The sequence below is a fragment of the Saccharospirillum salsuginis genome (assembly GCF_014651855.1).
Lineage (GTDB): Bacteria > Pseudomonadota > Gammaproteobacteria > Pseudomonadales > Natronospirillaceae > Saccharospirillum > Saccharospirillum salsuginis.
Map to the genome: position 1 here is coordinate 43,679 of NZ_BMXR01000012.1, position 20,769 is coordinate 64,447.

The window sequence follows — 20,769 nt, forward strand, 5'->3', positions numbered from 1 at the left end:
TGGAGCCGACCTGCAATGACCCTCGACACCCTCTGGACCGTACTGCCACTGCTCGCGCTGATCTTCATGGCCTCGGGCACGGTCAAAGGGCTGTCCGGCTTCGGCATGCCCTTCATCGCCGTGCCGGGCGCGACCATCCTGCTGAACGTGCCGATCAGTCAGGCCATCGCCTGGGTGCTGGTCTCCGGCGTCGCCACCAATTCGGTGCAATTGATTCAGACCCGGCGGGAATGGCGGGTGCTGCGCGAGATCTGGCCACTGGTCGCCACAGTACTGGTGGGCATGACGCTGTCGGTCCAATTACTGTCCGTGCTGGATTCGCGCATCACCACCCTGATTCTCGGCGCGGTCATGGTGATCTCGGTCGGGGCACAGCTGTGGCGCGGCTGGGTCATTCTGCCCGAACGCCGGACCCTGGCCATGGTAACCGGCGGCGCCGTCGCCGGCCTGTTCGGCGGGCTGACCTCCTTCTACGGGTTTCCGTCATTACAGGTATTGGTCGCCACCGGCCTGCGCAAGGACACCTTCATCTTCGCCGCCAGCTTTCTGCTGTTCTCGGGCACCATCGTGCTGGCCGCCGGCCTCGGTTCCCAGGGACTGATGACACCGCTGGACGCACTGATCTCCGCCATCCTGCTGGTGCCGGCGCTCATCGGCATGGCCCTGGGGCAACGGCTGCGCCGCGCGCTGTCACCCGAGAAGTTCACGCGGGTGGTTCTGTTCGTGCTGCTGGCCACAGGGCTGAGCCTGGTGATCCGCAGCCTGATCCTGGCGTGACACGCCCTCCGCCGGAGGAGCGGAACACACACCGGTTACAGGTGAATTAAATTCACTCATGAGGTGAAAAAGCATCGTTTGTGACAGACCGGTCAAGTTCGTACTCTATGCGTATCGACAGCGGTACTACCGCCCAACCCGAGACCAAGAGGACAGAATGAACGCATCTTTCGAGACCCGCACCACCCAACCGGTTGACCTGGCTAGCATCGAGGCCGAAGCACGCGCCTTGCGCCAAGCGTACCTGACCGAGTTGTCCGAGCGGTTCGCGAACTGGATGTCGGACCTCTACGCAGACCTCTTCAAGGGCAAAGGCACCGCTCGTTCGGCCTGATTTTTTGGCGACCCGATTCGTCGGTTCGCCGCCCGCAAGCCTGCTTGCTTTATCGTTGTGTACTGCCTATAGCGCGGCTCGACTTGTTCGGCCGCGTTTTTTTATGCCTGCCTGTTACGCTCAGACGGCGGCCAAATGCACGGCCAACCCCTGCCCCACGCCGACACAGAGACTCGCCAACGCCGATCGACCGCCGCGTCGACTCATTTCCAACGCCGCCGTTCCAATGATCCGCGCGCCCGTCGCACCCAGCGGATGGCCCAAAGCAATCGCGCCGCCATTGGGGTTGAGTCGCGGATCGTCATCGTCCAACCCCAACTCCCGCGCCACCGCCAATACCTGAGCTGCGAAGGCTTCGTTGATCTCGATGACGTCGTACCGCTCCAGCGCCTGACCGGTGCGCTCAACGAGAGAATGCACAGCCGGCACCGGCCCCATGCCCATCAAACGCGGCGCCACCCCACTCGACGTCGCCGTCTCAATGCGCGCGATGGGCGTCAGACCGTACTGTTTCACCGCCGCCTCACTGGCCACCAACAGCAGAGCACAGCCGTCATTGATGCCGGCCGCATTGCCAGCGGTAACCGTACCCGGATCACGAAACGGCGTCGGCAACCGGGCCAGACGCTCGGCCGTCGTATCGGCTCGCGGATGCTCATCCACCGACACCGACTGAACCTCACCGCGCTTCACCGGTACCTCGACTGGCACGATTTCTTCAGCCAACCGACCGGCCTTGATCGCCGCCTGGGTTCGTTCCTGGGACCGCAACGCATAAGCGTCCTGATCCTCGCGCGACACCCCGTATTCAGCCGCCACATTCTCCGCCGTCTCCGGCATCGACTCGGTACCGTACTGTTTCGACAGCGCCGGATTAACAAACCGCCAGCCAATGGTGGTGTCGTACATCTCGGTGTTGCGGGAAAAAGCGGTGTTCGCCTTGGGCATGACGAGCGGTGCCCGGGTCATGCTCTCAACGCCACCGGCCAACACCAGATCCGCCTCGTTCGTCTTGATCATCCGCGCAGCCTGAACCACAGCCTCGAAACCGCTACCGCACAACCGATTCACGGTGTAGCCGGGCACCGTTTCGGGCAATCCCGCGATCAGCGAGGCCATACGCGCGACGTTGCGGTTATCCTCTCCCGCCTGATTGGCGCAGCCGAGAATGACTTCATCAATTCCAGCGGGATCGATGTTCGGATGCCGTTCCAGCAAACCACGCATAACCTGAGCGGCCAGATCATCCGGACGCAAGCTGGCCAACGAACCGCCATAACGGCCAATGGGGGAACGCAGGGTGTTGCACAAATAAGCAGTCATGATGTATCGGTCTCCACAACAGAGTGATCAATCACCTTAATGTTCTTGATTCGACGTGGGCTAGCGACGGTCACCGGGTAGACCTATACAGGGATGTCGGCCGCCTGGACGGCGGCCGTCAAGCCCCCATGGATGGGTTCACGGCGACCCTGTATAGGTCTACCCGGTGACCGGCGCGGGTTCAGACTCCGTCAGGCAGGACCGCCGTTGCCTCGATTTCCACCTTGGCCTCATCCTCGATCAGGTCGGCGACCTGAACCATCGTCATGGCGGGGAAATGTTTGCCCAGCACAGCCCGGTAGGCCTCACCCACCTCTTTCAGTCGACTCAGGTATTCCCGCTTGTCCGTGACGTACCAGGTCAGGCGTACGATGTGTTCAGGGCGGGCATCGGCCTCGGCCAATACCGTGACAATGTTGGTCAACGCCTGATGAATCTGCTCGACAAAATCGTCCGTGGTGAATACCTGGTCCGCGTTCCAGCCGATCTGGCCGCCAACAAAAATCGGGGTGCCCCGGGCATGAACGCCGTTGGCGTAACCCGCGGCGCGTTTCCAGTGTTTGGGATGCAGGATGTGGTGAATCGATTCTAAAGTCATGCAGGCTTACCTGTGTTGTGCTCGGGTTCGAAGCGCTGGCGAAAATCCTCCGGCCAGGGCATCGGTTTTCCGGTGTTCATGTCCACGTAGACGAGGGTCGAGGTACTGCGCAAACGCAGCTCGCCCGCGCAGGTCGCGGTAATGGTGATGGTCAGGCTGGCACCGCCGACGGCGTCCACCGTCAGTTCGAAATCGAGCCGATCACCCAACCGGCTGGGCGCGGTGAAATCGGTCGCGATGCGGGCGGTGGGAACGCCGGTGCGACGCTCCATATGCAATTGATTGAAACTGGCGCCGACCTCGTCTTCGAACCAGTCCTCGACCACCGAATTGATCATCTCGAAATACCGGGGAAAGAAGACGATGGCGGCCGGGTCGCAGTGTTGAAAACGGACTTTGCGTTGCGTGCGGTAAGTCACGATCACACCCCCAGATACCGGTCTTTGAGCGCATCTGTCAGCTCATCCGGTTGTCCGGTCCAGGCCGTGCGGCCTTTCTCCAGCACCACGCAATGATCCGCGACCGGCAGCAGTTCGCTGAGGGTTTTATCCACAAGCAGAATGGACAGTCCGTCCTGTTTCAGGGTGTGGATGGCTTTCCAGATCTCCTGTCGAATAACCGGTGCCAGGCCTTCGGTGGCTTCATCCAGCACCAGCAGGCGCGGATTGGTCATCAGCGCCCGGCCGATGGCCAGCATCTGTTGCTCGCCGCCCGACAGCGTGCGCGCGCCCTGATGCGTGCGTTCGGCCAGCCGGGGAAACAACCGCTCCACCCGCTCCAGCGTCCAGTGCCCCGGTTGGGCGGTGGCCAGCAGATTTTCGCGTACGGTCAGGTTGGTAAAGCAACGCCGCCCTTCCGGGACCAGCCCCAACCCCAACCGGGCGATGCGGTGCGACGCCCGTCCCTGAATCGGCTGCCCGTCCAGCAGAACCCGGCCCCGGCGCGGCGGCGTCAGCCCGAAGATGGACCGGATGGTGGTGGTCTTGCCCATGCCGTTGCGGCCCATCAACGCCACCAACTGACCCGGCTCGACCGCCAGATCCACCCCGAACAAAGCCTGGGAGGGCCCGTAACAGGTTTCGATACTTTCTACGCTCAGCATGCTTCCTCCCCGAGATAGGCTTCACGGACGTGCGGATTGTTGCGGATGGCCTCGCTGTCGCCGTGGGCGACCACTTCCCCGTCGACCAGAACGGAAATCCGGTCGGCCAGACGAAAGACGGCGTCCATATCGTGTTCGATCAACAGAATCGGCACCCGGGTTTTCAGCCCTTCGAGCAGTTCGGTCAGTTTCGCCGAGCCCTCCGGCCCCAGCCCGGCCATGGGTTCATCCAGCAACAACGCCTTGGGCTTGAGCGCGAGCGCGCAGGCGACCTCCACCTGCCGGCGCTCACCGTGCGACAGGTCCGAGACCGCCGTGTCGGCGCGATGGCCGAGACCCATCTGTTCGATGGCCCGCAAAGCGGGCTCGACCAGGTCGGCGTCGCTACGAATCGGCTTCCAGAACCGGTACGAACTGCCCTGCACGGCCTGCACACCGACCATCACATTGCGCAGCACGCTCAGCGGTTCGGCCAGCGACGACACCTGGAAACTGCGGCCCAACCCCAGGCGGGCCCGTTCGGCCACACTGAGCGAACTGAGCGCTTGTCGCTCGAGATAGATTTCACCCCGGTCGGGCTTGAGCGTGCCGGCGATCTGCGCGATCAGGGTCGATTTGCCGGCCCCGTTCGGACCGATCAGGGCATGGATTTCACCGGGCCTCAAATCCAGGGAGACCTGGCGGGTGGCGTGCAGGGCACCGAACGACTTGTCCAGGCCGTCCAGCGCGAGAATCGGATCACGCATAGCGTTCCCTCCCCGCCAACAGGCCCATGACACCGCCTCGGGCGAACAACACCACGGCCAGCAGCACCACACCCAGGAAAAGTTGCCAGTACTCGGTCAGTCCGCCCAGCAAGGTTTCCATCATCACGAACAGGATGGCGCCGGCCAGCGGACCGCACAGTCGCCCGACACCGCCGAGAATAACGATCACCATGATCTCGCCGGAGCGGTGCCAGCTGAGCATGGACGGCCCGACGAAACCGTTCAGGTCGGCGAACAGCGCACCGGCCACACCGGTGATCATGCCGCTGATGACAAAGGCGGCCAGACGAATCGGGCGGGGTTCCACCCCGGCGGTCGCCAGGCGTGTCTCGTTCAGACGCGCCATGGTCAGGGCCGCGCCGAAACGGGCGTTCATCCAGCGCTGGGTCAGGAACAGAGCCAGCCCGAGCAAGGCCATGCACAGCGTGAAAAAGACCAGCGGATTATTGGTATCCAGCCCCGGCAGGCTGTTTCGGATGTAGATCGGCAGGCCGTCCTCGCCGCCGTACGTCGGCCAGGACACGGCGAAGTAATAGATCATCTGGGCAAAAGCGAGCGTGATCATGATGAAATACACGCCCGAGGTGCCCAGCGAAATCGCGCCGATGGCATAGGCGACCAGGCCGCAGACCAGCAAAGCGCTCAGCCAGAGCACCGGCATCAGATCGCTGCCGGCGGGCAAGCCGGACAGCCCGAACAACGGCGACTGGTCGAAGGCGTGGAACGCGCCGATACCGGCCACATAGCCGCCGATGCCGAAGAAGGCCGCATGCCCGAAGCTGACCATGCCGCCGAAGCCCAGGGCCAGATTCAGCCCGACACCGGCCAGCGCGACGATGGCGATGCGCGACGCCAGATTGACATAAAACGGCTCGCCCGCCAGATGGGCGAAGACCGCCGCGGCCACCAGCACGAGGATCAATCCCCAGCCGATGACGGTCTCCCGGCTGAGCGGGCGCCGACCCAACGAGGGCGACCGGGATGGAATATGGGATTCTAAACTAGTCATGAGCCGCAAAGAGTCCGTTGGGTTTGAATGCGAGAATGCCGGCCATCAATACGTAAATCAGCATCGACGCCAGTGCCGCCCCGACACCGGAGGCGTCGGAGGGGGCCATGAACAACTTGAACAAACCGGGCAGCAGAACGCGTCCGAGGGTGTCGACGACACCAACCAGGACCGCGCCGATCAGCGCACCCTTGATCGAGCCTATGCCGCCGATAACGATGACCACAAAGGCGAGAATCAGCACCGGCTCCCCCATACCGACCTGGACCGACTGCAAGGCACCGATGGTGGACCCGGCCAGTCCGGCCAAGGCCGCGCCCAGTGCGAACACCAGGGTGTAGAGTGTGCTGATGTCGACGCCCAGCGCCCCGATCATCTCCCGATCGTTTTCACCGGCGCGGATGCGCATCCCGAGTCGGGTACGGCTGATCAATAAGTAAAGCCCGATCGCGATCGCCACGCCCATAACTATGATTGCCAGCCGATACAGCGGGTACTCCACTCCGCCCGGCAAAGTCACAGAGCCGGACAGCGAGTCCGGAACGTTCAGCCACAGCGGGGACGAGCCGAAAATCCAGCGGGTGCCTTCGGAGAAAATCAGAATCAAGGCAAAGGTCGCCAGCACCTGATCGAGGTGGTCACGGTGGTACAAACGACGAATGACGGTCCATTCCACCACGGCACCCACCGCCGCGGCCGCGAGCACACCGCCGAGCAACCCGACCCAGAAGGAGCCGGTCAGGCCGGTCACCCAGGCGGTCACGAAGGCACCGGTCATGTAGAAGGAACCGTGGGCCAGATTGATCAGTCCCATGACGCCGAACACCAACGTCAAACCACTGGCCATCAGGAACAGCATGGTTCCGAGTTGAATGCCATTGAGCACTTGTTCGATGAGCAAAGTCAGGGTCACGAGGGAATCCTATTCAAGCGGTGAGTGGGGCGCCCGATCGAGCGCCCCGACAGTCAGAGCCGAATCAGAGGCTGCACTGGTCAACGAAGCTGTCCTGCAGATCCTCGACCGCGACACCGACCAGTTGGTTGGTCGGGCCATTGCCCTGATCCACCACTTCGCGCACATAGATGTCCTGGATCGGGTGATGGTTCGGGCCGAAGCGGAAATCGCCGCGCGTGGATTCGAAATTCGCCGCTTCAAGCGCCGCCTGGAAGGCCTCTTCATCGTCGGGATGGGCGACGTCCAGCGCCGACAGAATCAGGTTGGCGGTATCGAACCCCTGGGACGCGTACAGCGTCGGAGTACGGCCGTATTTTTCCCGGAAGCTGGCGACGAAGGCATTGTTGGTCGGGTTGTCCAGATCGTAGGCCCACTGGGAGGTGTTTTTCACGCCCACGGCGGCGTCACCGACCGCACCCAGGATGATCTCGTCGAACGAGAACGCCGGGCCGTAAACCGGCAGGTCGATGCCGGCGCCGGCGTACTGTTTCATAAAGGCGATGCCCATGCCGCCGGGCAGGAAGAAGAAGACGCTGTCGGCATCGCTGGCGCGGATCTGAGCCAGTTCCGCCGCGTAATCGGTCTGGCCAAGCTGGGTATAGACTTCATTGGCCAGCTCGCCCTGGAAGCGGCTCTTGAACCCGTCCAGCGCATCCGTACCGGCCGGATAGTTCGGCGCCAATATGAACGGTTTTTTCACGTCGGCCTGTTTCATGTAAGCGCCCATGGCCTCGTGCAGGTTGTTGTTCTGCCAGGCCACGTTGAAGTATTTGTTGTGACAGAGACGACCGGCGAGATCGGACGGGCCGGCATTGGGCGAAATGTAAAACGGCCCCTGACGCACGGCGCTCGGCACTACGGCCATGGCCAGGTTCGACCAGATGATGCCGGTCAGGATGTCCACGTCCTCGCGCTGAATGAATTCATTGGCCAGGCTTTTCGCCACGTCCGGTTTGCGCGCGTCGTCCTGAACCAGAACCTCGATGTCGTCGCGACCGGCCTGTTCCATCGCGAGCATGAACCCGTCACGCACGTCCACCCCCAGGTGGGAACCGCCGCCGGACAGGGTGGTGATCATACCGATCTTGACCTCGTCGGCCTGAGCCGTGGCCAGGGTCGAGGCCATCACGGCCGCCAGACTTGCATTCAGTAACTTCTTCATTGCACACCTCCAATGGTGTTTTCTTGTTGTTGATCCTGGGGTCATGCCCCGAGTGTCTTCCCGTAATTAAAGCGTGGCCTCCTCTTTCAGCCGGAAGCGTTGCACCTTGCCGGTCGCCGTTTTCGGCAGTTCGTCGATGAACCGGATCGAGCGCGGGTACTTGTAGGGCGCGATGTCGTTCTTCACGAAATCCTGCAAGCGTTTAACGCACTCGTCGTCGCCGACCAAACCGTCCGCCAGCACCACATGGGCCTGCACAATCTGGCCCCGATCGTCATCCGGCACACCGATCACGGCGCACTCCAGTACATCCGGATGCTTCAACAGACTGGCCTCCACATCGGGGCCGGCGATGTTGTATCCGGACGAGACAATCATGTCGTCGGTGCGGGCGGCGAAATGGAAATAGCCGTCCTCGTCCTGATAGAAGGCATCCCCGGTGAGATTCCAGCCATCACGCACATACTGGTGCTGACGCGGGTCGGCCAGATAGCGGCAACCGGTGGGGCCCCGCACCGCCAGACGCCCAACCGTACCCCGGGGCGCTTCGGCGCCGGAGTCATCCACAATGCGGGCTTCATATCCCGGCACCGGGGTACCGGTACAGGCCGGACGAGCGTCATCGAGTCGGTTGGAAATGAAGATGTGCAGCATCTCCGTTGCCCCGATACCGTCCAGCATCGGCTTTCCTGTTTTGGCTTTCCATTCCTCGAATACCGGGGCCGGCAGCGTTTCGCCCGCCGACACGGCCGCGCGCAGACTGGTCAGATTCGCACCTTCGTCCATCGCTTTCAACATAACGCGGTAGGCGGTGGGGGCGGTGAAGCACACGGTGGCCCCGTAAGCCTCGATCAATTCAATCATGTTCGGCGGCGATGCTTTCTCCAACAGCGTCGCGGTGGCCCCGAAGCGCAACGGGAAAACGGCCAGCCCGCCCAGTCCGAAGGTGAAGGCCAACGGCGGTGAGCCGACGAAGACATCGTCCGGCGTCACCTGAAGAACGGACTTGGCGTAGGTGTCGGCAATGGCCAGCAGGTCGCGATGATAATGCATGGTCGCTTTGGGGTTACCGGTCGTACCCGACGTGAACCCGAGCAGGGCGACGTCATCGCGCCCGGTGTCGACCGCCTCGAAATGCACCGGTTTTTCCAGTGCGCTGTGGTCGAGTTCAGCCTCGTGATTCGCGGTCCCGTCGAAGCCGATGACGTGCTTCAGAAAGCGACTGGTGTCGGCACAGGTGTGGAGCTCTTCCAGCAATCGGGTATCACACAACGCGTGGCTGATCTCGGCCTTGTCGACGATCTTGGCGAGCTCGCCGGCGCGCAGCATGGGCATGGTGTTGACCGCTACGGCACCGGCTTTGGTGACCGCCAGCCAACAGGCCACAAACGCCGGGTTGTTGGCGGAGCGGATCAGAACCCGGTTACCCGGCACAACGCCATAGTCTTCGACCAGTGCGTGCGCCAACCGATTGGTCCAGTCCTGCAATTCTTTATAGGTGCGGCGTCGACCGTTGCCGATCAGCGCCGTGCGGTCACCGAGCCCGGCTTCGACCTGGCGGTCGACCAGTTCGACGGCCGCGTTCAGCCGTTCCGGGTAGTCCAGACCGGCCGGCAGAAAGACCGGCTGGTCGTCGGGTGCGGGCAGATTGTCCCGCGTGAAGGTATCGATGTGTGCCGATGGTCCCAGCATGATAGTGCTCTCCAACCTGTCGTTGTTGTTGTCGGGCGGATGAGCCGTCTCGGTCAGTCAGTGGCCAAGGCGCTCCTCGCAATCACGATCTTCTGCACATCCGAGGCGCCCTCGTAGATGCGCAGCGCCCGTATCTCCCGGTACAGGCATTCCACGATATGACCGGCGCGCACGCCGTCGCCGCCGTGCAACTGCACGGCCTGGTCGATCACCCGCTGCGCCTGTTCGGTGGCGTACAACTTGGCCATGGCGGCTTCACGGGTGACTCGGGCGGCACCCTGGTCCTTGGTCCAGGCCGCCCGGTACACCAGCAGGGCGCTGGCATCGACGTCCAGCGCCATGTCCGCCAGATGCCCCTGCACCATCTGCAGGTCGGCCAGCGGCCCGCCGAACAGTTCGCGCTCGCGCGCCCGGGTCAGGCTTTCATCCAGGGCGCGTCGGGCGAAGCCGAGGGCGGCCGCGCCGACGGTCGAGCGGAACACGTCCAGCACCGACATCGCGATCTTGAACCCCTGCCCGGGCTCGCCGAGCCGGTTCGAGGCCGGGATGCGCACCCGGTTGAATCCGAGCCGGGCCAGCGGATGCGGCGCACTGGTGTGCAACCGCTCGCGGATCTCGAACCCGGGCCGGTCGGCTTCGACGATAAACGCCGACAGCCCTTTGGCACCGGGGGCTTCACCGGTGCGGGCGAAGACGACGTAGAGGTCGGCGATGCCGCCGTTGGAAATCCAGGTCTTTTCGCCGTCGAGGATGTAGTCGTCGCCGTCGCGTTCCGCCGTGGTGGCGATGTTGGCGACGTCCGACCCCGAAGCGGATTCGGTCAGCGCGAAGGCGGCGATGGCCTGCCCGGTGCGGGTACGCTCCAGCCAGTCGCGCTGCGCCTCCTGTCCGAACAGACTGATGGCCCCGGTGCCGAGCCCCTGCATCGCGAACGCGAAATCGGCCAGGCCGTCGTACCGGGCCAGGGTTTCGCGGGCGAGACACAGGGTGCGGACATCGAGCTGGTCGCCGGCGGTCGGTTGCAACCAGCCATCACGACCCAGCATCGAGACCAATTCCCGACAGCGGGCGTCCACGTCCCCGGGTTCGCTGTGGTCCGCCAGGTGCTCGCGGCACCAGGCATCGAGTCCGGCCGCCCAGTCGCGGTGTCGCGCTTCGAAAAACGGCCAATTCAAAAAGGTGGTGTCGCTCATCAGTCGCCTCCGAAGGTCGGCTTTTCCTTGGCCACAAAAGCGCGATAGGCGCGTTCGAAGTCCTTCGTCTGCATGCAGATCGCCTGCGCCTGGGCTTCGGCTTCGATCGCCTGCTCCAGGCTCATCGACCATTCCTGATTCAGCTGCGTCTTGGTGATGCCGTGGGCGAAGGTCGGTCCTTCGGTCAGCTTGCGCGCGTAATCGAGCGCTTGGGCTTCCAATTGATCCGCCTCGACCACCCGGTTGTAGAACCCCCAGGCCAGGCCTTCGTCGGCGCTCATGGTACGACCGGTGTAGAGCAGGTCCGCCGCCCGACCCTGACCGATGATGCGTGGCAGCATGGCGCAGGCCCCCATGTCGCAGCCGGCGAGGCCGACTTTGGTAAACAGAAAGGCTGTCTTGGTCTCGGCTGTGGCGAAACGAATGTCGGAGGCCATGGCCATGATGGCGCCGGCACCGACACACACGCCGTCAGCGGCGGTAATCACCGGTTTGCCGCAGCCGAGCATGGCCTTGACCAGGTCGCCGGTCATGCGGGTGAAAGCGAGCAGCTCTTTCATCTCCATCGACACCAGCGGTGCGATGATGTCGTGCACATCACCGCCGGAACTGAAATTGCCCCCGTTCGATGCCAGCACGACAGCGTCGATGTCATCGGCGTAGGGCAGTTGGCGAAAGGTGTCGCGCAGTTCCGCATAGCTGTCGAAGGTCAGCGGGTTTTTGCGCTCCGGCCGGTTCAGTTGAATGACGGCCACGCGTCCCTCGACGCGCCACAGGAAATGCTTCGGTGTGAAATCGGCCATCGTGACAGTCGTCAGGGTCATTGCGGTTCTCCCGAGGCCAGTGGCAGGTGGGCCAGCAGTTCGTTCATGTGGTGGGCGGCATCGGCCGAGAGATTGGAAAACAGTTCATCCACCCAGCATTCGTGGGCAGCGGCCATGCGATTGAACTGGGCCTTGCCGGTTTCGGTCAGTTTGATTCGGGTCGCGCGCCGGTCCTCGGCGATGGCGATGCGCTCCACCCAGCCGTCCTCGACCAGACGGCTGATGATGCCGGTGACATTGCCGTTCGAGACTTTCAACTGCGACGACAATTCGTTCATTTTCAACCCGCCGGGATGGCGCGACAGCGCCGCCAGAACGTCAAAGCGCGGCAGGGTGGTGTCGAATTCGGTGCGCAACCGTTCGCGCAACACGGCCTCGACCCGGCGCGTGGTGCCGAGCAGGCGCAGCCAGAGGCGCAGATGTTCCTTGCTGGTCAGATCGGTAGTGCGTGCGGTGCTCATTGCTCCCCTCCGGAAATGGAAATGGCCTGGCCGGTGATGGCCCGGGCGCCGGGCGATGCCAGCCAGAGCGCGGTCCGGGCGACATCGTCCGGTTGGATCAGGCGTCCCTGCGGGTTGTGACCGGTCAGTTGTCGCGTGGCGTCTTCCCGGCTCAGGCCGGTGGTGGCGGTGATGGTGTCGAGGCTGCGATCGAGCAGCGGTGTTTCGGTGAACCCGGGGCACAGCGCGTTCACGGTGATGCCCTTGCGCGCCACTTCCTGCGCCAGGGCTTTGACCAGGCCGATGACACCGTGCTTGGCGGCGCAATAGGGCGCCACATAGGGGTAGCCTTTCAAGCCGGCCGTGGAGGCCACGGCCATCAATCGGCCGCCCTCGGCCAGATTGGCCAGACCGGCCTGCAGTGTCAGAAACACCCCGGTCAGGTTCACGTCCAGCATGGCCTGCCAGTCGGCCAGCGAGGTTTTGCTCACCGGGGCGCTGGACGCCGCGCCGGCATTGGCGATGACCACATCCAGCGGCCCGAGCCCTTCAAACAGGGCCTCGACGCTCTGCGGGTCGGTGACATCAGCCGTACGATAACGAATCCGCTCATGGCTCTCGGCGACAGCCCGCAGGGCCGCTTCGGTGCGCCCGGCGATCACCACCTCGGCCCCGGCGTCGGCGAACGCCCGCGCCATGGCGGCGCCGATGCCGGTACCGCCGCCGGTGATCAGAATCCTTTGGTCGGAAAACTCGGTGCTCATGGTGTCAAATCAGTCCTTCGTCGCGTTGGGCCAGCCGCAACAGTTGGTCGCGCCCGGCCAGGTAGGGGGCCGGCCAGACCTGTTGATCGTTGCCGATCCTGGCCGCCGCATGCAGCGTCCAGTACGGGTCAGCCAGGTGCGGCCGGGCCAGGCAGACCAGATCCGCGCGGCCGGCCATCAGAATCGAATTCACATGGTCCGGGTCGAAAATATTACCCACCGCCATGGTCGGCATGCCGACTTCATTGCGGATGCGATCGGCAAAGGGCGTCTGGAACATGCGCCCGTAAACCGGGCGCGCCCGGGTCGAGGTCTGCCCCGCCGAGACGTCGCAAATGTCCGCGCCGGCGTCGCGGAACGCGCGCGCGATCTCGACCGCCTCGGAAGGATCGACCCCGTCGCCATCGACCCAGTCGGTGGCGGAGATGCGCACGGACATCGGACGGTTTTCGGGCCAGACCGCGCGCACAGCCCGGAACACTTCGAGCGGATACCGCAGCCGGTTGTCCAGCGACCCGCCGTATTCGTCGGTGCGCCGGTTGGTCAACGGGGTGATGAAGCTGGACAGCAGGTAACCGTGGGCGGCATGCAGTTCCAGCATGTCGAACCCGGCATCGCGGGCGCGCTCGGCGGCGCGCACAAAGTCGGCCGTGGTCCGGTCCATGTCGTCACGGTCCATGGCCTTGGGGATCTGATTGCGTTCGGACCAGGGAATGTCGGAGGCGGCCAGCAACGGCCAGTTACCCTCGGGCAGCGGCGCGTCCATTTCCTGCCAGCCGAGCTGGGTGGAGCCCTTGGGCCCGGAATGGCCCAACTGCATGCAGAGTTTGGCGTCGGTCTCAGCGTGCACGAAGTCGACCAGGCGCCGCCACTCATTGGCCTGCTCGTCGGTGTACAGCCCCGGGCACCCCGGTGTGATCCGCCCTTCGGGAGTCACACAGGTCATCTCGGTGTAGACCAGGCCGGCACCGCCCTTGGCGCGTTCGGCGTAGTGGACGAAATGCCAGTCGGTGGGAAGACCGTCGACCGCCTTGTATTGCGCCATCGGCGAGACCACGACGCGGTTTTTCAACGTCAGATCGCGCAAGCGATAGGGCGCGAACATCGGTGCCTGATCGCTGCCGGACACACCGGCCTGCTGCTGGAACCAGGCCTCGGCGCTGGACAGCCAGGCCGGGTCGCGCAGGCGTAAATTCTCGTGACTGATGCGCTGGGATCGCGTCAGCAACGCATAATTGAACTGCACCGGGTCCAGGTCCAGATAACGCTCGACATTCTCGAACCATTCGGTGGAATTGCGCGCCGCCGACTGCAACCGCAACACCTGCAGCCGACGCTCGTCCTCGTAACGCTGAAACGCCTCGGCCAGTGTCGGTTCCGCTTCGACATAATCGGCCAGGGCGATGGCGCTCTCCAGCGCCAGCTTGGTGCCGGAACCGATGGAGAAGTGCGCCGTAGCGGCGGCATCGCCCATCAACACGATGTTCTCGTGACTCCAGCGCTCGCACAGCACGCGCGGGAAATTGATCCACGCCGAACCCCGCACATGGCGGGCGTTGCTCATCAGCGCGTGACCGCCGAGATGCGCCTTGAAGATGCGTTCGCAGGTGGCGATGGATTCGTCCTGGGTCATATCGCCGAAGCCGAAGGCGTCCCAGGTCTGTTGGGAACACTCGACAATGAAGGTCGCGGTCTCGTCGTCGAATTGATAGGCGTGAGCCCAGACCCAGCCGTGCTCGGTTTTCTCGAAAATAAAGGTGAAGGCGTCGTCGAATTTCTGCCGCGTGCCCAGCCAGACGAACTTGCAGGCGCGCACGTCGATGTCCGGTTTGAACACGGACTCGTAGGCCGTGCGCACCTTGGAGTGAATGCCGTCCGAGGCAATGACCAGATCGAACTCGCGCCGATAGGTGTCAACGTCCGTCACCTCGGTCTCGAACTGCAACTCGATGCCCAGTTCGCGGGCGCGTTCCTGCAACAGCACCAGCAGTTGCCGGCGGCCGATGCCGCAGAAACCGTGCCCGGTCGATACCGTCCGGTGGCCACGGTGCACCACGGCGATGTCGTCCCAATAGGCGAAATGTTCACGAATGCGCTCGGCGCTGACCGGGTCGTTCGCCGCCAGGTTGTCCAGGGTTTCATCCGAAAGCACCACGCCCCAACCAAAGGTGTCGTTGGGGCGATTGCGCTCGATAACCACGATGTGATGATCCGGATTGCGCAACTTGGCGCTGATGGCGAAGTAAAGTCCGGCCGGGCCACCGCCGAGGCAGGCTATGTTCATGGCAAATCACCTTGTGTTGTTATGGGCGGTCTGAATCACCTGAAGTCTGAAAGGCACTCTAGATCGCACTCGAATTTATTTCAAGCTTAAAACTTCATGCTTGAATATTTCAACCTTCAAGCATAACCTCGACGCCAGTCTGTCACAGGAGAGTGTCATGAGTTCGATGCTGATCACCGAAGCCGGCGAAGGCCTCTTCCACGCCCGGCTGAACCGGCCGGAGGCGCACAACGCCCTGAACACGGCCTTGCTGCAAGCCCTGTCGGAGGCCTTCGCGCGCGCCGACGACGACCCCTCGATCCGGGTCATTCTGATCAGCGGTACCGGCGAGCATTTCGCCGCCGGCGCCGACATCAACGAAATCGCCGATAAAACCGAAGCCGAGGGCGCCGATGACGTGCGCAAGACCTACTGGCGCCAGTTGCAGTCGGTGCGCAAGCCGGTCATCGCGGCGGTGGAAGGTTATTGCCTGGGTGGCGGGTGCGAACTGGCCCTCAGCGCCGACCTGTGCGTGGCCGCCGATGACGCCTCGTTCGGTCAGCCGGAGATCCGCCTGGGGCTGATTCCCGGCGCCGGCGGCCTGCAGCGTCTGGCCGACCGACTCGGCAAAGCCCGGGCGATGCGGCTGGCCCTACTGGGCGAACGCATCAGCGGCGCAACCGCCTATGATTGGGGACTGGTCTCGCACCGGGCCGACCGGGGCGAAGCGGTCACCACTGCCCGGTCACTCGCGGAAAAGCTGGTTAAAGCGGCACCGCTGGCCGTCGAGGCATCGAAAGCGGCCGTATTAAAAGCCACCGAAGACCGGTTGAACGACGGACTGGATTGGGAGCGGCGCGCCTTCGAACGACTGCTGTCCAGTCAGGACAAAATCGAAGGCATTACCGCCTTTCGGGAAAAACGCCGCCCGACTTTCACCGGTCAGTAACCGTTTGGAGAGCCTCATGAACACCCCTCACCACATCGCCGTCATCGGCGCCGGCATCATGGGCCAGGGCATCGCCCAGGTGATGGCTCAGGCCGGCCATCGAGTCAGCGTATTCGACGTGGCCGATGGCGCGGCGGAAGCCGCCCGCACCGCCATTGGCGAGGCGCTGGCACGACGCGTGAGCAAAGGCCGCCTGAGTGAAGCGGACCGACAGGCCACGATCGATCGACTGCACCCCGTCGACCGGATGGATGATCTGGCCGACGCGGATCTGGTCGTCGAAGCCATTGTCGAACGGCTCGATGTGAAACACGCGGTGTTTCAGGAACTGGAAACGGTCTGCTCGACAGATACCCTGCTGTGCACCAACACCTCGTCCCTGTCCGTCACCGACATCGCCGACGGCCTGCGGCATCCGCAGCGCCTGTTCGGTCTGCATTTTTTCAATCCGGCGCCGGTCATGAAGCTGGTCGAAGTCGTCAACACACGCGACAGCGATCCGGCCTTGCAGCGAATGCTGCTGGATTGGGTGCCCACCCTGGGCAAGCAACCGGTCAGTGTCGCCGACAGTCCGGGGTTCATCGTCAATCGCTGCGCCCGGCCGTTTTATTCCGAGTCGCTGGTCATGCTCGAACAGAACCTGGCGACGCCCGAGGTGATCGACGATTGCCTGACCGCGAACCTCGGCGTCCCGCTCGGCCCCTTCGCGCTGATGGATCTGGTCGGGCTGGACATCAACCTGGCGGCGACGGAAACCCTGTGGCGAGCGTTCGACCACCACCCACGTTTCCGGCCGGCCGTTTCCGTGCGCGACCGGGTCGAAGCCGGGCAATTGGGCCGGAAAACCGGTCAGGGCTTCTACCCCCACCCGCGCCCCAAAGCCGAACACATATACACCGCCCGGGTAGACGGCAGCGCGGCCCTGGTCGACCGTTTGCAAGCGGAACTGCCCTGTGCCGTGGTCATCAGCGACGGACGCAGCGCGGACAGGATCGCGGCTGAGACGGCACAACCGGTACTGCTGCTCGACCAGAGCTTCATCGACTGGACCGACCGCCCGGCGACCCTGGCCTACACCGCCAGCGGGTATCTCGACGAAGGCGTGTGCGAGATGGCGGAAGCCTGTGCGGCGAAGTTCGGTGTCGGCCTGATCCGCGTGCCCGACAAACCCGGTCTGATCGCCCAGCGGCTGGTGACGATGCTGTTCGATGAGGCCGATCGCGTCGCGCGCAGCGGTGTGGCCGAAGCCGGCGACATCGACACCGCCCTGCGAAACGGCCTGAATTTCCGGCTCGGCCCCTTCGCCCTGGCCGAACAACTGACCGACCCGGTTCGCGAGCGGATCCGGGCGCGACTGACCGAGCAGGATACGTCCGGCCGGTATCAGGCCGACCCGGTCGAGACACCCGGGCCCTAATGCGGCAAACTGCCTTACGTAACCGGTAGGAGACCTTGCAATGCTGTATCGGGATCTGGATTCACAGGAAGCCATCGATGCGCAATACAACCCCATGCTCAGCGTGGACGGGCCGTCGGCCATTCGCCGATACCAGGAAGACAGCCTGTCGACCCGGGACCGGCTGACCCATCAACGCCATCGCTACGGCGCGACCCTGGTGGAGCATCTGGATGTGTTTCCGGCCGGCGACCCCGGCGCACCGATCCACGTCTTCTTCCACGGCGGGTACTGGCGCGCCCTGTCCAGCGACGACTTCTCGTTTGTCGCCGAGGCACTGGTCCCGCGAGGCGTAACAACGGTTGTGGTGAACTATGCGTTGTGCCCGACGGTGACGCTGGGCGAAATCGTTCGGCAATGCCGGGCGGCATTGGCCTGGGTGTATCGAACCGCCGCGGAGGGTCAGGGTGACCCGAACCGGATCAGCGTCTCTGGTCATTCCGCCGGCGGTCAGATCGTCGGCATGCTGCAGGCGACGGACTGGGAAACACACTACGGCCTACCCGGGGACTTGATTCGATCCACCACCGCCATCAGCGGGTTGTTCGACCTGCGCCCCTTCCCGTATTCCTGGTTGCAACCGAGATTGCAACTGACCGGACGCGACCTGCAGGACTACAGCCCGTTGTTTCAGCCGCCGCGTTCGAGCAACCCGATTCACCTTTTAGTGGGCGCATTGGAGTCCGAGGAATTTCATCGTCAGTCGTCGGTGTTCGCCGACCACCTGCGCGCGGCCAACCCGGAGCGGACCGTCTCCAGCAGACGCATCGAAGCGTGCCATCATTTTTCCGTGCTCGACGGTTTTCGCACCGGCGAAGGGGCGCTGTTCGACACCCTCCTGAGCGGCGTCGACTGATGGTTTTTCGGGTTTGGATGACCTGAAAAAAGGTGTTTTCTGCCGGTCAAAACGATGTTCGGCCATGGGTGAAAAAATTCGATCGACAGGATAAAAATTCATCACTTGTGACCGAACGGTCAGGTCACTATCATGCCGGCCGGCTCGGGTGGTGCAACGCCGCCCGTTATCGAGAATGTTCGTCTTAAGGCAGGCAAAGATGACGCAGTTTGACCTCTCCACATCGTCCACCGACACGCTGGATCTTCGCACCCACCCGGACCTGAACAGCCTGCAACATACGGCGTTCAGACAGCGGGATGCTTTTATCGGCGCCTTGATTCGTCAGGGGCTGGGTCGAGTGAAAAAAGCCCTGGTCGGGCTGTTGGTACCGCCGGTTACGCCGCACGGCGCTTAACACCGGTTTCCTCTGGATCGGCCGTGAAGAAAACGGCCGATCGAAGCCTTTCAACGTTTACTCCGGCAGTGGAATAAATTCCTCTTCATCGCCCGGCACCTTATCGAATCGTCCCGCACGCCAATCTTCCCTGGCCTGGTCTATCCGTTCCTTGCGACTGGAGACGAAATTCCAGTCGATGTAGCGACGGGTCAGCGCTTCACCGCCGATCACGGCGATCCAGGTATCCTCCACCGCTTCGACCTTTACTCCGGTCTCATCCGACAGCACCGCCATGCTCTGAGCCGGCAAGGCAATGTCGCGGGCTTTCAATTCCCCCTGCACGACATAGACCGCCCGCTCCTGAGCTTCCGGCAACATCAACCGCTGCCCTTTGGCCAGCCTCGCCTCGATGTAGAGCGTATCGGCGAAGGTCTTCACCGGTGAGACGGCACCATAGGCCCGACCGATCATGACGCGAACGGGCACGCCTTTCACGTCCACCCGGGGGATATCGGCGTCCGGATAATGGTAGAACGCCGGTGCGGATTCCTCTTTGTCTTTCGGCAACGCCAGCCACAACTGCAAGCCGTGCTGGGTCCGCGTGTTCGACAAAGCCTCCGGCCGTTCCCGTTCGGAATGCACGATGCCGCGACCGGCCAGCATCAGGTTCACATCGCCCGGTCGAATGGTCTGAACGGTACCGAGCGAATCCCGATGCAACATCTCGCCTTCGAACAGATAGGTGACCGTCGCCAGCCCAATATGCGGATGCGGCCGCACATTGATGCCCTCACCCGGTGGAAATTCGGCCGGCCCCATGTGATCGAAGAAGATCCAGGGACCGACCTTCTTCTGCTGCCGTGTCGGCAACAGTCGTCGTACCGAAAACCCGCCCAGATCGGACATACGCGGTTCCAGTATTCGGTCGATGGCCGTGCAGGAAGGCTCCACCTGATCACAATCCTGAAACACCGATTTCGCCATATTACTCATTCGTTACCTCCCATTGACCACAGCGTGTTATGACAGACGTCCGAATTTCCCGAGATGGAAATCGGTCAGCGCCTGATGGATGTCTTCATGGCTGTTCATCACGAAGGGGCCGTGACCGACCACCGGTTCGTCGATCGGCTCGCCGCCGAGTATCAGCAGCCGTGTCGACGCATCGGCTTCGAGCCGGATCGAATCACCCTCGCGACCGAAGCAGGCCATATCCGCTTTGCGGGTTATCTCGGTGCCATTGAGCGTCACCGAACCGTCGAGCACCGCCACAAGTGTAGTGTGTCCGTCCACAACCGGCAGGGTGATATCGGCACCGGCCGCCAGAGCGACGTCCCAGACCGAGACCGGGCTGAAGGTTCTGGCCGGCCCGGTGCGTCCGGCGTAGTCACCGGCGATGACCCGCAGGCGGCTACCGGCTTCGTCCAGGTCGACGACCGGAATGTCGGCGGACAACAGGGTCTGGTAGCCCGGTGGTGTGTCCTTGGAGGCTGCCGGCAGGTTGACCCACAGCTGCACCATTTCCAGCACACCTCCCGTTTCGGTGAATGCCCTGGAATGCAGCTCCTCGTGCACGATGCCGGCCCCGGCCGTCATCCACTGAACATCGCCCTCGCCAATGCGACCGCCTTCGCCGCTGGAATCGCGGTGTTCCAGTTCGCCCTGGAGCACCAGCGTCACCGTCTCGAAGCCGCGATGCGGATGCTCGCCGACACCGCGTTGCCGGTGAGACGGCGCGAAACGCGCCGGGCCGGCGTAATCCAGCAGCAGAAAGGGGCTGATGGCGTCCGCGCCCATGCGGTTATAGGACATCAGGGACCGGACCGGAAACCCGTCACCGACCCAGTGACCCTGGGGTGGGCTGAAAACGGCCTGAATCTGTTTCATGGTCATAGCTCCTCGCCAAATGTGTTGGCCTTTGCAATG

General features: G+C 63.3%; 22 protein-coding genes. 6 read left to right on the forward strand and 16 right to left on the reverse strand.

Annotated features, from left to right (window positions below; all coding sequences use genetic code 11):
* Positions 1-15: 15 nt before the first annotated feature.
* Together IE111_RS19895 and IE111_RS19900 are read left to right on the forward strand one after the other, a co-directional pair.
* On the forward strand, positions 16-777 hold the full coding sequence (locus IE111_RS19895) for a sulfite exporter TauE/SafE family protein (protein WP_189612083.1): 762 nt from the start codon (positions 16-18) through the stop codon (positions 775-777).
* Positions 778-934: 157 nt separating this feature from the next.
* Positions 935-1,111 carry a hypothetical protein gene (locus IE111_RS19900; protein WP_189612085.1) on the forward strand — a complete coding sequence of 59 codons (177 nt, stop codon included), beginning with the start codon at positions 935-937 and terminating at the stop codon, positions 1,109-1,111.
* Between the two features lie 120 nt (positions 1,112-1,231).
* Here the strand turns inward: IE111_RS19900 and pcaF are convergent, their stop codons facing one another.
* The 14 genes from pcaF to IE111_RS19970 all read right to left on the reverse strand — a co-directional run bounded on the left by pcaF (position 1,232) and on the right by IE111_RS19970 (position 15,224).
* The gene (pcaF, locus tag IE111_RS19905) at positions 1,232-2,437 is read right to left on the reverse strand and encodes a 3-oxoadipyl-CoA thiolase (RefSeq protein ID WP_189612278.1); all 1,206 of its coding nucleotides are present in this window, start codon (positions 2,435-2,437) and stop codon (positions 1,232-1,234) included.
* Between the two features lie 178 nt (positions 2,438-2,615).
* Positions 2,616-3,032: a RidA family protein gene (locus IE111_RS19910; protein WP_189612087.1), complete on the reverse strand. Its 417-nt coding sequence runs from the start codon at positions 3,030-3,032 to the stop codon at positions 2,616-2,618.
* A complete protein-coding gene (locus tag IE111_RS19915) occupies positions 3,029-3,451 on the reverse strand; it encodes an acyl-CoA thioesterase (RefSeq protein ID WP_189612089.1) in 423 nt (140 codons plus the stop codon). Before IE111_RS19915 ends, IE111_RS19910 begins: the two co-directional genes overlap by 4 nt.
* 2 nt (positions 3,452-3,453) lie before the next feature.
* Positions 3,454-4,134, reverse strand: a complete 681-nt coding sequence (locus IE111_RS19920) for an ABC transporter ATP-binding protein (protein ID WP_189612091.1) — start codon at positions 4,132-4,134, stop codon at positions 3,454-3,456.
* The gene (locus IE111_RS19925; RefSeq protein ID WP_189612093.1) at positions 4,128-4,880 is read right to left on the reverse strand and encodes an ABC transporter ATP-binding protein; all 753 of its coding nucleotides are present in this window, start codon (positions 4,878-4,880) and stop codon (positions 4,128-4,130) included. The genes IE111_RS19920 and IE111_RS19925 overlap by 7 nt, the downstream gene beginning before the upstream one ends.
* On the reverse strand, positions 4,873-5,910 hold the full coding sequence (locus tag IE111_RS19930; protein WP_189612095.1) for a branched-chain amino acid ABC transporter permease: 1,038 nt from the start codon (positions 5,908-5,910) through the stop codon (positions 4,873-4,875). The genes IE111_RS19925 and IE111_RS19930 overlap by 8 nt, the downstream gene beginning before the upstream one ends.
* The gene (locus IE111_RS19935; protein WP_189612097.1) at positions 5,903-6,823 is read right to left on the reverse strand and encodes a branched-chain amino acid ABC transporter permease; all 921 of its coding nucleotides are present in this window, start codon (positions 6,821-6,823) and stop codon (positions 5,903-5,905) included. Before IE111_RS19935 ends, IE111_RS19930 begins: the two co-directional genes overlap by 8 nt.
* A gap of 64 nt (positions 6,824-6,887) precedes the next feature.
* Positions 6,888-8,027 (reverse strand): ABC transporter substrate-binding protein, encoded by a 1,140-nt coding sequence (locus IE111_RS19940; RefSeq protein WP_189612100.1) that lies wholly within the window; start codon positions 8,025-8,027, stop codon positions 6,888-6,890.
* Positions 8,028-8,093: 66 nt separating this feature from the next.
* Positions 8,094-9,719 (reverse strand): benzoate-CoA ligase family protein, encoded by a 1,626-nt coding sequence (locus IE111_RS19945; protein WP_189612102.1) that lies wholly within the window; start codon positions 9,717-9,719, stop codon positions 8,094-8,096.
* Positions 9,720-9,772: 53 nt separating this feature from the next.
* Positions 9,773-10,912 carry an acyl-CoA dehydrogenase family protein gene (locus tag IE111_RS19950; protein WP_189612103.1) on the reverse strand — a complete coding sequence of 380 codons (1,140 nt, stop codon included), beginning with the start codon at positions 10,910-10,912 and terminating at the stop codon, positions 9,773-9,775.
* Positions 10,912-11,736, reverse strand: a complete 825-nt coding sequence (locus IE111_RS19955; protein WP_189612106.1) for an enoyl-CoA hydratase family protein — start codon at positions 11,734-11,736, stop codon at positions 10,912-10,914. The genes IE111_RS19950 and IE111_RS19955 overlap by 1 nt, the downstream gene beginning before the upstream one ends.
* Positions 11,733-12,197 carry a MarR family winged helix-turn-helix transcriptional regulator gene (locus tag IE111_RS19960; RefSeq protein WP_189612108.1) on the reverse strand — a complete coding sequence of 155 codons (465 nt, stop codon included), beginning with the start codon at positions 12,195-12,197 and terminating at the stop codon, positions 11,733-11,735. Before IE111_RS19960 ends, IE111_RS19955 begins: the two co-directional genes overlap by 4 nt.
* On the reverse strand, positions 12,194-12,940 hold the full coding sequence (locus tag IE111_RS19965) for an SDR family NAD(P)-dependent oxidoreductase (RefSeq protein WP_189612110.1): 747 nt from the start codon (positions 12,938-12,940) through the stop codon (positions 12,194-12,196). Before IE111_RS19965 ends, IE111_RS19960 begins: the two co-directional genes overlap by 4 nt.
* 4 nt (positions 12,941-12,944) lie before the next feature.
* On the reverse strand, positions 12,945-15,224 hold the full coding sequence (locus IE111_RS19970; protein WP_189612112.1) for a bifunctional salicylyl-CoA 5-hydroxylase/oxidoreductase: 2,280 nt from the start codon (positions 15,222-15,224) through the stop codon (positions 12,945-12,947).
* 157 nt (positions 15,225-15,381) lie between these two features.
* Between IE111_RS19970 and IE111_RS19975 the strand changes: the two genes are divergently transcribed.
* The 4 genes from IE111_RS19975 (at position 15,382) to IE111_RS19990 (ending at position 18,861) form a co-directional block, all read left to right on the forward strand.
* The gene (locus tag IE111_RS19975; RefSeq protein WP_189612114.1) at positions 15,382-16,152 is read left to right on the forward strand and encodes an enoyl-CoA hydratase/isomerase family protein; all 771 of its coding nucleotides are present in this window, start codon (positions 15,382-15,384) and stop codon (positions 16,150-16,152) included.
* 16 nt (positions 16,153-16,168) lie between these two features.
* On the forward strand, positions 16,169-17,569 hold the full coding sequence (locus tag IE111_RS19980; RefSeq protein ID WP_189612117.1) for a 3-hydroxyacyl-CoA dehydrogenase NAD-binding domain-containing protein: 1,401 nt from the start codon (positions 16,169-16,171) through the stop codon (positions 17,567-17,569).
* Between the two features lie 40 nt (positions 17,570-17,609).
* A complete protein-coding gene (locus IE111_RS19985; protein ID WP_189612119.1) occupies positions 17,610-18,464 on the forward strand; it encodes an alpha/beta hydrolase in 855 nt (284 codons plus the stop codon).
* Between the two features lie 199 nt (positions 18,465-18,663).
* A complete protein-coding gene (locus IE111_RS19990) occupies positions 18,664-18,861 on the forward strand; it encodes a hypothetical protein (RefSeq protein ID WP_189612121.1) in 198 nt (65 codons plus the stop codon).
* A gap of 57 nt (positions 18,862-18,918) precedes the next feature.
* On the opposite strand, the gene IE111_RS19995 is transcribed toward IE111_RS19990, so the two are convergent.
* Positions 18,919-19,836 carry a pirin family protein gene (locus IE111_RS19995; protein WP_189612123.1) on the reverse strand — a complete coding sequence of 306 codons (918 nt, stop codon included), beginning with the start codon at positions 19,834-19,836 and terminating at the stop codon, positions 18,919-18,921.
* A 27-nt stretch (positions 19,837-19,863) separates the two neighbouring features.
* Complete coding sequence (locus IE111_RS20000) at positions 19,864-20,730, reverse strand: pirin family protein (protein WP_189612125.1); 867 nt, start codon at positions 20,728-20,730, stop codon at positions 19,864-19,866.
* Positions 20,731-20,769 lie beyond the last annotated feature (39 nt).

What these genes read in the sequence shown, in the direction of transcription:
- IE111_RS19925 (WP_189612093.1), bottom strand. Translation starts at nt 4,880, where the DNA reads ATGCGTGATCCGATTCTCGCGCTGGACGGCCTGGACAAGTCGTTCGGT.
- IE111_RS19895 (WP_189612083.1), top strand. Translation starts at nt 16, where the DNA reads ATGACCCTCGACACCCTCTGGACCGTACTGCCACTGCTCGCGCTGATC.
- IE111_RS19965 (WP_189612110.1), bottom strand. Translation starts at nt 12,940, where the DNA reads ATGAGCACCGAGTTTTCCGACCAAAGGATTCTGATCACCGGCGGCGGT.
- IE111_RS19930 (WP_189612095.1), bottom strand. Translation starts at nt 5,910, where the DNA reads ATGACTAGTTTAGAATCCCATATTCCATCCCGGTCGCCCTCGTTGGGT.
- IE111_RS19980 (WP_189612117.1), top strand. Translation starts at nt 16,169, where the DNA reads ATGAACACCCCTCACCACATCGCCGTCATCGGCGCCGGCATCATGGGC.
- IE111_RS19900 (WP_189612085.1), top strand. Translation starts at nt 935, where the DNA reads ATGAACGCATCTTTCGAGACCCGCACCACCCAACCGGTTGACCTGGCT.
- IE111_RS20000 (WP_189612125.1), bottom strand. Translation starts at nt 20,730, where the DNA reads ATGAAACAGATTCAGGCCGTTTTCAGCCCACCCCAGGGTCACTGGGTC.
- IE111_RS19985 (WP_189612119.1), top strand. Translation starts at nt 17,610, where the DNA reads ATGCTGTATCGGGATCTGGATTCACAGGAAGCCATCGATGCGCAATAC.
- IE111_RS19950 (WP_189612103.1), bottom strand. Translation starts at nt 10,912, where the DNA reads ATGAGCGACACCACCTTTTTGAATTGGCCGTTTTTCGAAGCGCGACAC.
- IE111_RS19910 (WP_189612087.1), bottom strand. Translation starts at nt 3,032, where the DNA reads ATGACTTTAGAATCGATTCACCACATCCTGCATCCCAAACACTGGAAA.
- IE111_RS19975 (WP_189612114.1), top strand. Translation starts at nt 15,382, where the DNA reads ATGAGTTCGATGCTGATCACCGAAGCCGGCGAAGGCCTCTTCCACGCC.
- IE111_RS19920 (WP_189612091.1), bottom strand. Translation starts at nt 4,134, where the DNA reads ATGCTGAGCGTAGAAAGTATCGAAACCTGTTACGGGCCCTCCCAGGCT.
- IE111_RS19960 (WP_189612108.1), bottom strand. Translation starts at nt 12,197, where the DNA reads ATGAGCACCGCACGCACTACCGATCTGACCAGCAAGGAACATCTGCGC.
- IE111_RS19995 (WP_189612123.1), bottom strand. Translation starts at nt 19,836, where the DNA reads ATGAGTAATATGGCGAAATCGGTGTTTCAGGATTGTGATCAGGTGGAG.
- IE111_RS19955 (WP_189612106.1), bottom strand. Translation starts at nt 11,736, where the DNA reads ATGACCCTGACGACTGTCACGATGGCCGATTTCACACCGAAGCATTTC.
- IE111_RS19940 (WP_189612100.1), bottom strand. Translation starts at nt 8,027, where the DNA reads ATGAAGAAGTTACTGAATGCAAGTCTGGCGGCCGTGATGGCCTCGACC.
- IE111_RS19970 (WP_189612112.1), bottom strand. Translation starts at nt 15,224, where the DNA reads ATGAACATAGCCTGCCTCGGCGGTGGCCCGGCCGGACTTTACTTCGCC.
- IE111_RS19945 (WP_189612102.1), bottom strand. Translation starts at nt 9,719, where the DNA reads ATGCTGGGACCATCGGCACACATCGATACCTTCACGCGGGACAATCTG.
- IE111_RS19990 (WP_189612121.1), top strand. Translation starts at nt 18,664, where the DNA reads ATGACGCAGTTTGACCTCTCCACATCGTCCACCGACACGCTGGATCTT.